At 44.3% G+C, this 8,553-nt stretch carries 7 protein-coding genes; all 7 read left to right on the plus strand.

What is annotated here, in order from left to right; translation table 11 throughout:
* A partial coding sequence (locus B7C60_RS04410; RefSeq protein WP_245868532.1) for a POTRA domain-containing protein occupies window positions 1–1,593 on the plus strand: 1,593 nt, incomplete at its 5' end.
* 236 nt (window positions 1,594–1,829) lie between these two features.
* Entirely contained in the window at window positions 1,830–4,427 is a 2,598-nt protein-coding gene (gene acnB / locus B7C60_RS04415) for a bifunctional aconitate hydratase 2/2-methylisocitrate dehydratase (protein WP_099610604.1), read from the plus strand.
* Window positions 4,428–4,553: 126 nt separating this feature from the next.
* Entirely contained in the window at window positions 4,554–4,925 is a 372-nt protein-coding gene (locus B7C60_RS04420) for a YacL family protein (RefSeq protein WP_099610605.1), read from the plus strand.
* A 197-nt stretch (window positions 4,926–5,122) separates the two neighbouring features.
* Window positions 5,123–5,461, plus strand: a complete 339-nt coding sequence (gene glnK, locus B7C60_RS04425) for a P-II family nitrogen regulator (protein WP_099610606.1) — start codon at window positions 5,123–5,125, stop codon at window positions 5,459–5,461.
* Between the two features lie 26 nt (window positions 5,462–5,487).
* Window positions 5,488–6,717 (plus strand): ammonium transporter, encoded by a 1,230-nt coding sequence (locus B7C60_RS04430; protein ID WP_099610687.1) that lies wholly within the window; start codon window positions 5,488–5,490, stop codon window positions 6,715–6,717.
* A gap of 139 nt (window positions 6,718–6,856) precedes the next feature.
* Window positions 6,857–7,870: a Fe(3+) ABC transporter substrate-binding protein gene (locus B7C60_RS04435; RefSeq protein WP_099610607.1), complete on the plus strand. Its 1,014-nt coding sequence runs from the start codon at window positions 6,857–6,859 to the stop codon at window positions 7,868–7,870.
* A gap of 93 nt (window positions 7,871–7,963) precedes the next feature.
* The coding region (locus tag B7C60_RS17820; RefSeq protein ID WP_245868534.1) for an ABC transporter permease at window positions 7,964–8,553 on the plus strand (590 nt) is incomplete at its 3' end.

Consider the following 8,553-nt stretch of genomic DNA (forward strand, 5'->3'; position numbering starts at 1 on the left):
GCGGATGTCGTGATTGCGGTCGACATTAGTTCGGATTATAAGCAGCAAGAGTCATTTAGTAGCTTTTTAAGTGCCGCGAACCAGCTATCTAATTACCTTGTGCGACGTACCACTGAGCGCCAAACTTCTCATTTGAGCGAGCAAGATATTTTACTCAAGCCCAATGTCGGGCTGATGGAAACGACCGAATTTCATAAAATGCCCGATGCCTTTATTGAAGGTTATCAAACGGCGTCAGCGCACCAGCAACAATTACAGAAGCTCGCTTTGAGTAGCGCTCAGTATCAAGATTACATTGATGCTAAAGAACAGCGTCGCCGAAAGCTGCAATACGGCGATCAGTTAACGGTCGATAATATTGCGATTCGTAACCACTCTCATTACAGCGACTTACTGTTAAAAAATAGACTGAATTTAGCGCAAGATATGGCGCTCAGTACCGAAGAGATTGAAGCAAGTATTGATCGACTTTATGCGTTAGACCGATTTAAACTTGTTCGTTATCAGTATGAGCAAGCCGATGAAAAAAATAACTTATTAATTGATGTTTACGAGAAAGGTTGGGGCCCTAATTACTTAAATTTTCGCTTTTTTTTAGAAGATGATTTTAGCACCACCAGTCAATACTCTTTAGGTGCATCTTTGAATTTTACCGATCTTGGTTCTCAGGGGGCGGAGTTGGCACTTAATATCGATTTGGGAACCGATAAACAATTAGAGGCTGAACTTTACTCACCGCTGTTCTCGAGTCAAAAAACCTTTATTGCAGTGACTGGGCGTTATCGCGATGATAACCGCCAAGTTCCCTATGATGATTTATTTGAAAATACCGGACTTTCTGCGACGCGCAATTATATACCTATCTCTTATCGTACCTTGACCGGTGAGGTGGCATTGGGGTATCAACAAACCTTGTGGCGTCAATTAAGAGTGGGTGCACGTTATATTGATGGTAAGGCTGAGCCTTCAACTATCCCTGATTATGGGCATGCCACTTTTACTCGCCAAGGAGTATTTGTCAATTTTCGCATTGATTCACTAGATGATTTTAGTATGCCACGTGAAGGTAACTACATTGATCTTGAATATGTTATCTCACACGATGATGTGCATGATCTGATCGATCAAACCAATAACAGCTCTGATACGGTGTATGATATTTCCGCCAAGTTGATGTCGGCAAAAAGTTTTGGCCGTCATACGTTGGTTGCTAATTTAGACTACGGAGAAGTGAGGAGCAAAAACTCGATAACCCCAGTGGAGCCGAAAACCATTGGTGGCTTTTTAAATCTTTCAGGGATCCCTCGTAATAGTTTGATCGGACAAAATAAAGCGTATACGAGTTTGGTTTACCGTTATCGTTGGTTTGATAACGATTTCGGTTTATTTACTTCCCCGGTCTATTTGGGGGCCTCTTTAGAGTATGGTGGGATTTGGTCAGAGCCAAAAGTCAATATTGATAATGCCCCTATGTATGTTGCGAGTTCGATTTTCGCTGGGGTTGATTCTCCGATAGGCCCGATCATGTTTGGTTACGGCCGAACAGAACAAAATTTTGATGCGTTCTACCTGATTGTAGGAAGCACTTTTTAAGGCATAGAGGGCGGGAGTGAGGATAAACTTTCGTCTTAACTTGCTATGTTGGTCAACATGATGAGATTTTAATTTATCGTTAAATTTGCTATTCTATTGTCCACAGTTTGGCCTCTAGGGCGCTGTTTCTCAGTCAAATTTGAATGAAAACATGGGCAACGGAGAGCCAAGTTTCCAAGGATGTTCACTCACCTTTTAATAATAATTTGGGTGAACCGCAATGAGAGGAAAAAGTCGTGCTTGAAGCCTACCGTAAACACGTCGCAGAGCGTGCTGCTGAAGGAGTTGTCCCCAAACCTTTAGATGCAGAGCAAGTTGCTGGACTTGTTGAGCTATTGAAAAATCCCCCGCAGGGCGAGGAAGCTTTTATTCTTGACCTGCTTGAAAACCGCATCCCGCCCGGTGTTGACGAAGCTGCTTACGTGAAAGCGGGTTTTTTAACCGCGATAACCCAAGGTGAAGTGTCTTCCCCTCTAATCAGTCGTGAAAAAGCGGCTAAACTACTCGGCACCATGCAGGGTGGATATAATATTGAGCCGCTGGTCTCGCTGCTTGATGATAATGAGCTTGCGCCGATTGCTGCAACAGCCCTTTCTCACACCTTACTGATGTTTGATGCTTTCTACGATGTCGAAGAAAAAGCACAAAACGGTAATCTGTTTGCGAAACAGGTGATGCAATCCTGGGCTGAGGCTGAGTGGTTCCTCGCCAAACCCGCACTCGCAGAAAAAATCACCTTAACCGTGTTTAAAGTGACCGGTGAAACCAACACCGATGACTTATCGCCAGCGCCAGATGCTTGGTCTCGGCCTGATATTCCTGTCCATGCCTTAGCCATGCTTAAAAATGAGCGAGAAGGCATCGAACCTGATGATGCGGGAAAAATAGGCCCTATCAAACAAATTGAAGCATTAAAAGCACAAGGGCATCAATTAGTTTATGTGGGAGATGTAGTCGGAACTGGCTCTTCACGTAAGTCTGCGACTAACTCGGTACTTTGGTTTATGGGCGATGATATTCCGTTCGTTCCGAATAAACGTGCTGGTGGTTATGTTCTCGGTGGAAAAATCGCCCCAATCTTCTTTAACACAATGGAAGATGCCGGAGCACTGCCTATCGAGGTGGATGTATCCAAACTCAATATGGGAGATGTGATTGATATCTACCCTTATGAGGGAAAAGTATGCCATCACCAAACCGGAGAAATACTGGCTCACTTTACATTAAAAACCGATGTGCTGATTGATGAAGTTCGCGCGGGAGGGCGTATTCCGCTGATCATCGGACGAGGGTTGACCGATAAAGCCCGTGAGTCATTGGGTTTAGAACCGTCGACGGTGTTCCGTCGTCCATCTCCGGTTGCAGAAAGCAACAAAGGCTTTACCTTAGCACAAAAAATGGTGGGTAAAGCCTGTGGTGTCGCGGGAATTCGTCCTGGAACCTACTGCGAACCTAAGATGACTACGGTTGGGTCGCAAGATACCACTGGGCCGATGACTCGAGATGAACTGAAAGATCTGGCGTGTCTTGGTTTTTCAGCCGATCTGGTGATGCAGTCTTTTTGTCATACCTCAGCTTATCCAAAACCGGTTGATGTCAATACGCACCATACGTTACCGGACTTTATTATGAATCGAGGTGGGGTTTCACTGCGCCCTGGAGATGGGGTGATTCACTCTTGGTTAAACCGCATGCTGCTGCCTGATACCGTAGGTACAGGCGGGGACTCACACACCCGTTTTCCATTAGGGATTTCATTTCCAGCTGGCTCGGGTTTAGTGGCGTTTGCTGCTGCTACCGGTGTCATGCCTTTGGATATGCCAGAATCGATTTTGGTCCGTTTTAAAGGCAAAATGCAGCCGGGTATTACCTTACGAGACTTAGTCCATGCCATTCCTTATTACGGTATTAAGCAAGGGCTACTGACGGTTGAAAAAGCAGGGAAAATTAATGAATTCTCTGGCCGAGTGCTAGAAATTGAGGGAGTGGAACACCTAACGGTTGAGCAAGCGTTTGAGTTGTCTGATGCTTCTGCTGAACGTTCGGCGGCGGGCTGTACCGTCAAATTATCCCAAGAATCGATTGCGGAATACCTGAATTCCAATATCACCATGCTCAAATGGATGATCGCTGAAGGCTATGGTGATCGTCGTACGATTGAGCGTCGTATTAAAGCGATGGAAGAGTGGCTGGCCAATCCGCAGTTGATGGAAGCAGATAAAGACGCGGAATATGCGCACGTGATTGAGATCGATTTGGCTGACATTAAAGAGCCGATTCTTTGTGCACCCAATGATCCTGATGATGCTCGGCTACTTTCTGAGTGCGCTGGGACTAAGATCGATGAAGTGTTTATTGGTTCTTGTATGACCAATATTGGTCATTTCCGCGCTGCTGGTAAATTGATTGAAAAATATAACGGTCAACTTGAGACGCGTCTTTGGGTTGCACCACCGACTAAGATGGATCGAGATCAACTGACCGAAGAAGGCTATTACGGCATCTTTGGGCGGGCAGGGGTTCGCATTGAAACACCGGGATGTTCTCTCTGCATGGGTAACCAAGCTCGTGTTGCAGATAAAGCGACCGTTATGTCAACCTCAACGCGTAATTTCCCGAACCGACTTGGAACCGGGGCAAACGTTTATTTGGCTTCTGCCGAACTTTCAGCCGTTGGCGCAATTCTTGGTCGAATTCCAACCATGGATGAATATTTAGCGTATGCCAAGCAAATTGATGCGACCGCTGCGGATACTTACCGTTACTTGAACTTTCATTTGATGCCACATTATACCAAGAAGGCTGAGAGTGTGATTATTCAGCAAGCAGTCTAAGCTTTACGCTTAATCTGGCCGCCTCCGTTGAGGCGGTTTTTTTATGGATATTGATTTCTTCCAGGTCTACATCGGCAAGGTTTTTTTGTATCATGCACGCGACAGTTATTAGGATGGCGATAAGCGATGGAGTATCAATTTATCCGTAATACCTTACTGGGACAGTATAGTGTGCGTTGTGAGATGGGGTTTGAAGTTATTGCACGTTGGTTGCAAGACGAAATAGCAGCGGAGTGCACAAAAATTGATCAGGTCATGCACCTGATTAAACTGGCTCAGCAACAGCCTAATCAAGAGCAATATTTAGTTGGACAAGAAATATCTCTGCTGATTCAAGGAGATGAGGTAACGATCCAAGAGAATATTTTGTTACAAGAACAGGAGCTACTGAGTGATGAAGCATTTGGCTTCTACGATTGTGAAAGTTTTGTCCAATGTGGTTTAGACGATTTTCAGCAGTTATTAGTAGGATGGCGAAAGTTTGTAACTGAGCGTTGAGCCGAGTGTTGCACCGATATGGTGACAACGATTCACGTTGCTTTATATCAGGGAAATAGGCGCACCGTTATGGTGCGTTTATTGTTTTTTATGACGATAATATTTAATCTTTTCCTTTTTATTCAATATGTTAAAAAGTTGGCACGTACCTTGGATTAACTGAAGTGTAAATGGATTACTGCTTCAGAGAGGATACGATGAAACTGATTAACGCCATAATTAAACCCTTTAAACTCGATGATGTACGTGAAGCCTTAGCCGATGTCGGCATTGAAGGTATGACCGTTGCTGAAGTGAAAGGCTTTGGACGTCAGAAAGGACATACCGAGCTTTACCGTGGAGCGGAGTATCAGGTGGACTTTCTACCTAAAGTAAAAATCGAGATTGCCACTCAAGCGGATAATGTTGATCGAGTGTTGGAAGCGATCATCAAAGCCGCTCATACCGGGAAAATCGGTGACGGGAAAATATTTGTTTATGACTTGAGCCACGCTGTTCGCATTCGTACCGGCGAGACTGATGGCGAAGCACTTTAATATTCAAAGGATTGGAGATAATGACTATGGATTTGTCAGTGACAGTAACAGAACTGCGCTACGCACTGGATACCTTCTTTTTCTTGATTTCTGGCGCGTTAGTGATGTGGATGGCTGCCGGTTTTGCCATGTTAGAAGCCGGATTAGTTCGTTCAAAAAACACCACAGAAATTTTAACGAAAAACTTTGTATTATATGCCATTGCTTGTACAACTTATTTAATCGTCGGCTATAACATCATGTATGTAGGGAATAGTGAAGGGGGGTGGCTACCATCCATTGGTACGCTGATCGGCAGTCAAGATGCAGGGGCAGATCACTCGCTAGAATCTGATTTCTTTTTTCAAGTTGTTTTTGTTGCAACCGCCATGTCGGTGGTTTCAGGCGCGGTAGCTGAACGTATGAAGTTGTGGGCTTTTTTAATTTTTGCGGTGGTGCTTACCTCGTTCATTTACCCAATACATGGTTATTGGACATGGGGTGGTGGTTTCTTAGCGCAAGCCGGATTTAGTGACTTTGCTGGTTCTGGTATTGTTCATATGGCTGGGGCTTCGGCAGCACTCGCAGGCGTTTTATTACTGGGGGCTCGTAAAGGGAAATACGGTAAAAATGGCCAAATTTATCCGATACCGGGGTCAAATATGCCATTAGCGACATTAGGTACCTTCATTTTGTGGTTTGGTTGGTTTGGTTTCAACGGTGGCTCACAACTAATGGTTTCTGATTTTGAAAACGCGACCGCGGTAGGACAAATCTTCCTTAATACCAATGCCGCGGCTGCTGCCGGAGCGATTGCTGCACTTATGGTGTGTAAAACGACTTGGGGCAAAGCTGATTTAACGATGGTACTCAATGGAGCATTAGCCGGTTTGGTTGCGATTACAGCGGATCCACTATCTCCTTCTCCGCTCTATTCAGTGGCGATAGGTGCAGTGTCAGGTGTGATTGTTGTGTTTAGTATTATTGCGCTGGATAAGCTTAAAATTGATGATCCCGTTGGGGCGATTTCAGTACACGGCGTGTGTGGTTTCTTTGGCTTAATGGTTGTGCCACTGAGTAATGGTGATGCGAGCTTTAGTGCTCAGTTCATCGGTGCGGCGGTTATTTTTGCTTGGGTTTTCATGGCAAGTTTAGTGGTATGGGGAATGCTTAAAGCCACCATGGGGATCCGCGTTTCTGAGGAAGAAGAGCTGGAAGGGATGGATGTTCATGACTGTGGCGTCGATGCTTACCCTGAATTTGTTACTCTAAAGTAATAATTGGTTACAAATACATTGCAAAAGCTTGCTTTTATAGCAGGCTTTTTTATTTTTCCACGATTGTTTTATTCAGTTTGAACAATATAATGAGTGAAATTGATAAGTGTTATCATTATTAATAATAAAGGACTGAACCATGAAAAAACTCCTCACGCTTACTGCCATTGCATGTAGTACCTTATCGCCAGCGGTAATCGCTGCACAAGAAGTCAATGTCTACTCCTATCGGCAGCCTTTTCTGGTTGAGCCAATGTTTGATGAATTTACGAAAGAAACGGGGATTAAAGTCAACGTTATGTTTGCCAAAACCGGAATCGCTGAAAAATTGGTTCAGGAAGGTGAATATAGTCCCGCCGATGTTATTCTAACCGTTGATATTAGTCGCTTAGCGGAACTAACTGATAAAGGGTTATTGCAACCGGTCTCCAGTGAACTTATCGAAGCAAACATTCCCGCGCAATACCAAGATAAGGAAAATGAATGGTTTGCATTAACGACGCGAACTCGGAGTGTTTATTCTTCTCGTGATCGAGTCGGTCAGTTGGGCGATGCTTTTAACTATGCTGATTTAGCAAACCCCGAGTTTAAAGGAAAAGTTTGTACACGAAGCGGTAAGCACCCTTATAACGTGTCGTTGGTCTCAGCCATGATTGCTCATCATGGTGAAGCGGAAACGAAACAGTGGCTAAAAGGGGTAAAAGCGAACTTAGCTCGTAAACCACAAGGTAATGATCGCGGTCAAGTGAAAGCGATTAAAGAGGGATTGTGTGATGTTTCACTGGGTAATAGTTATTATCTTGGCGCGATGATCAATGATCCTGAGCAAAAAGCATGGGCGGATTCGGTTTATATTAATTTCCCCAATCAACAGACCAAAGGAACACATGTCAATATTTCAGGTATGGCAATGGCAAAGTATGCGCCAAATAAAGAGAATGCATTAAAACTGATGGAATTTTTGACCGGTGATAAAGCGCAGCAGATGTATGCAGAAGTTAATTTTGAGTATCCAGTCAAGCCAGGTGTAGCTCGCTCTGCCTTAGTGGCTTCTTGGGGGGACTTTAAAGCGGATACGATTTCACTCGATGAGATTGCATCACATCATAACACCGCGGTGAAGCTGTTGGATGAAGTGAAGTTTGATCTGTAATTAAATTGGTTAGCTAATGCTCGGAATGATTAAAACCGATAGCAGATGCTTTGAAGGATACGGCTATGCCATCAAGTTTTGTCGTTTTTGACGATGAATGAAAAACAATTCCTATGGAAAACCAGTAGTGGTGTTTTGGCGCTGCTACTGGTTTTGCCTATTTTAGCTATTTTCTATACCGCTGTTGGGGAAAGTGATGCGTTGTTTGCTCATCTAATGACCACTGTAATGCCGACCTATATCTGGAATACATTGTTATTAACCTTCGGAGTTATGCTGTGTTCCTTTTTACTTGGCCTTCCAGCGGCTTGGCTAATGGCAATGTGCCGTTTACCCAGTGAAAAGTATTTGCAATGGGCGTTGGTTTTACCGTTAGCTATGCCTGGTTACCTGATCGGCTATATCTATACCGACTGGTTTGATTTTGCAGGCCCGGTGCAGATTTTTCTACGAGAGATAACCGGATGGGCGGCGGGAGATTACTGGTTTCCCGATATTCGCACCGTGGCCGGTGCTGTTATGGTGTTGTCACTGGTTTTATACCCTTATGTTTATTTACTCTGTCGTGCCGCTTTTATGGAACAGAGTGTCTCGTTGCTACAAAGTGCTCGGTTACTGAAATGTAGCCCATGGGAAAGTTTTAGACGTATCTCTTTGCCATTGGCTCGTCCTTCTATAGCCGT

The organism is Vibrio fujianensis (genome assembly GCF_002749895.1).
Taxonomy (GTDB): domain Bacteria; phylum Pseudomonadota; class Gammaproteobacteria; order Enterobacterales; family Vibrionaceae; genus Vibrio; species Vibrio fujianensis.